Source organism: Oleiphilus sp. HI0061 (assembly GCF_001635675.1).
The window spans coordinates 1-2616 of record NZ_LWFE01000102.1 but is presented as its reverse complement, the minus strand read 5'-3'; the positions used below and the strand labels follow the sequence as shown (position 1 = coordinate 2616).

Genomic DNA, 2616 nt, shown 5'->3' with positions numbered 1-2616 from the left:
GGATGGGTGATGTTCTGACTCTGATTGAAGAGGCTGAGCGTAATCTTGATAAGAAGAAAGCTGAAAAACTTACTAAAAAGATCAAAAAGGGTAAATCCTTTGATTTAGAAGATTTTCGCGACCAGTTGCAACAAATGAAAAACATGGGTGGTGTTGGTAATTTGCTGGATAAGTTGCCGGGTATGGGGCAGATGGCAGAGGCTGCACAACAGCAAGTTAATGATAAGTCTTTAGGGCAGATGGAAGCGATTATATCCTCGATGACGCCCAAAGAACGTCGCTTCCCTGATACTGTTAACAATTCTAGAAAACGTCGTATAGCGGCAGGTTCAGGTACGCAGATTCAAGATATTAATCGTCTGTTAAAGCAGCACAAGCAAATGCAAAAGATGATGAAGAAATTTTCTTCTAAAGGCGGTATGGCGTCGATGATGAGGGGGATGAAAGGAATGATGCCTCCAGGCGGCGGTGGACCGTTTTAAGTGTTAAGAAAAACTGGAAATCGCAGCAGGGCGCTCTGAATTATTGCGATATTGTAAAAAAACAGAAATTAGTGTTTTCAATTCTAGAGTAATGCTCTAGAATATGCGCCCTTTCGAGCGCCGTCATCCTGCTTTGCGGGTGTGGTGTGGGAATTTTTTAACTGGAATCAGGATTTACAACGAATGGTTACTATCCGTTTATCTCGTGGTGGCTCTAAGAAGCGCCCATTTTATCATCTAACAGTTACAGACAGCCGTTCTTCACGTGATGGTCGTTATTTGGAACGTGTTGGTTTTTTCAATCCTTTGGCACGTGGCCAGGAAGAACGTTTAAGAGTTGATTCTGACCGTGTTCAGCACTGGTTAGATAAAGGTGCTCAGACTTCTGACCGAGTTAAGACACTTTTGAAAGAGTCTGCTAAAGCTGCGTAAGGCCGTTTAAGTAGTCTGGAAAGCTAACATTGATACCGGCTGGAAATAATTACTCATGAGCAAAGCTACAGAAAAAGCTGTAATGGGTAAGATTACCTCGGTATACGGTGTTAAGGGTTGGGTGAAGGTGTTTTCCTATACTCAGCCTAAAGAAAATATTTGCCAATATAAAAATTGGACTCTCGAAGGTGGCAGCAAGAACGGATCGGTAACCGTGCTTAGCTGCAAAGCTCATGGCAATGGTCTGGTCGCCCAGTTAAAGGGGTGTCATGATCGCGATGAGGCTAAGCAGTATTGTGGTTCGTTGATTTCTGTACCTCGAGAAGAATTGCCGGAACTGCCTAGCGGTGATTACTACTGGCATCAGCTTCAAGGTCTGAAAGTATTTGCTTCAGGGTCTGATGTAGAAGAGAAGGTTTTACTTGGTCGTGTTGATCATTTGATTGAAACCGGATCTAACGATGTTTTGGTAGTAAAAAAGTGTAAGGATAGCTTGGACGGTAGGGAGCGATTAATTCCTTACTTGCCAGATCAGGTTGTCTTGGCGGTAGATCTGGAAGCAGGATCCATTGAAGTTGATTGGGATCCGGAGTTTTAGTTTGTAAAGCGCTGATTGCGGTACTTGCGGGGCGTTTTTATATAGGCACTACTTAATCAGTTCTGTAAATCAGTTCTGGCATAAGGGATTGGTTCTTTAAGTGGTGCAAAGATAGAAACTTGCTGGTCAATGTGGTGTGACTGGCTTAGAGATGTGAATGTATGCATTTTGGACTGGTTACGCTTTTTCCTGAAATGTTTCGCTCTCTAGAAGATCATGGTGTCGTTGGGCGGGCAGTAAAGAAAGGGCTAATAGCTCTGGATTATTGGAATCCTCGAGAGTTCACCCATGATAAGCACCGTACGGTCGATGATAGACCTTATGGTGGTGGCCCGGGAATGTTGATGAAAGTGCAGCCTTTGCAGGATGCTATTCACGACGCTAAGGCAAAGATGGTGCAGGACCTAAAGCACGATCAGCCCGAGAAGGTGGTATCACTACGTACTGTATACCTGTCACCTCAAGGACAGCGCCTAGACCATAAGAAAGCTGTGGAACTGGCTGAATATGACGGATTGATTTGCGTCTGTGGTCGATATGAGGGAGTTGACGAGCGCTTAATCGAAGCTGAAATTGATGAAGAAATATCAATTGGTGATTTCGTATTGAGTGGTGGTGAGCTTGCTTCAATGGTATTGCTGGATACCATTTCCAGGTTAATACCTGGGGTATTGGGGCATAGTGAGTCGGCAACCGAGGATTCGTTTGCTAGTGGTTTGTTGGATTGTCCTCACTATACTCGTCCAGAAGTTTTTATGGGTAAGCCGATTCCTGATGTTTTGATGTCGGGTAATCATGAAAAAATTCGCCGCTGGCGCCTTAAACAATCCTTGGGGCGAACATGGCAGCGACGTCCAGAGTTGCTGGACAAAATAGAATTAGATAGCGAGCAGCAGACTCTGTTGCAAGAATTTATTAGAGAAGTGAATCGGTAGGCCTGAGGCTTTAGGTTTATCATTTTTAGGAGTGTAAAATGAGCAGCAAGAATAACATTATCAGCGCCTTAGAAGCTGAGCAAATGACGGCAGAGATTCCAGAATTCGGCCCTGGTGATACAGTCGTTGTTCAAGTAAAAGTTAAAGAAGGTAACCGTGAGCGTCTACA

4 protein-coding genes and 1 pseudogene are annotated in these 2616 nt (G+C 44.1%); all 5 read left to right on the top strand.

What is annotated here, in order from left to right:
* Positions 1-482: pseudogene (locus A3735_RS01265) on the top strand (signal recognition particle protein); the annotation flags it as partial.
* Between the two features lie 183 nt (positions 483-665).
* A complete protein-coding gene (gene rpsP, locus A3735_RS01260) occupies positions 666-914 on the top strand; it encodes a 30S ribosomal protein S16 (RefSeq protein WP_068510835.1) in 249 nt (82 codons plus the stop codon).
* A gap of 55 nt (positions 915-969) precedes the next feature.
* Positions 970-1512, top strand: a complete 543-nt coding sequence (gene rimM / locus A3735_RS01255) for a ribosome maturation factor RimM (protein WP_068510833.1) — start codon at positions 970-972, stop codon at positions 1510-1512.
* Between the two features lie 161 nt (positions 1513-1673).
* Entirely contained in the window at positions 1674-2447 is a 774-nt protein-coding gene (gene trmD, locus A3735_RS01250) for a tRNA (guanosine(37)-N1)-methyltransferase TrmD (protein WP_068510832.1), read from the top strand.
* Between the two features lie 38 nt (positions 2448-2485).
* On the top strand, positions 2486-2616 hold a 131-nt coding region (locus A3735_RS01245), incomplete at its 3' end, for a 50S ribosomal protein L19 (protein WP_156499302.1).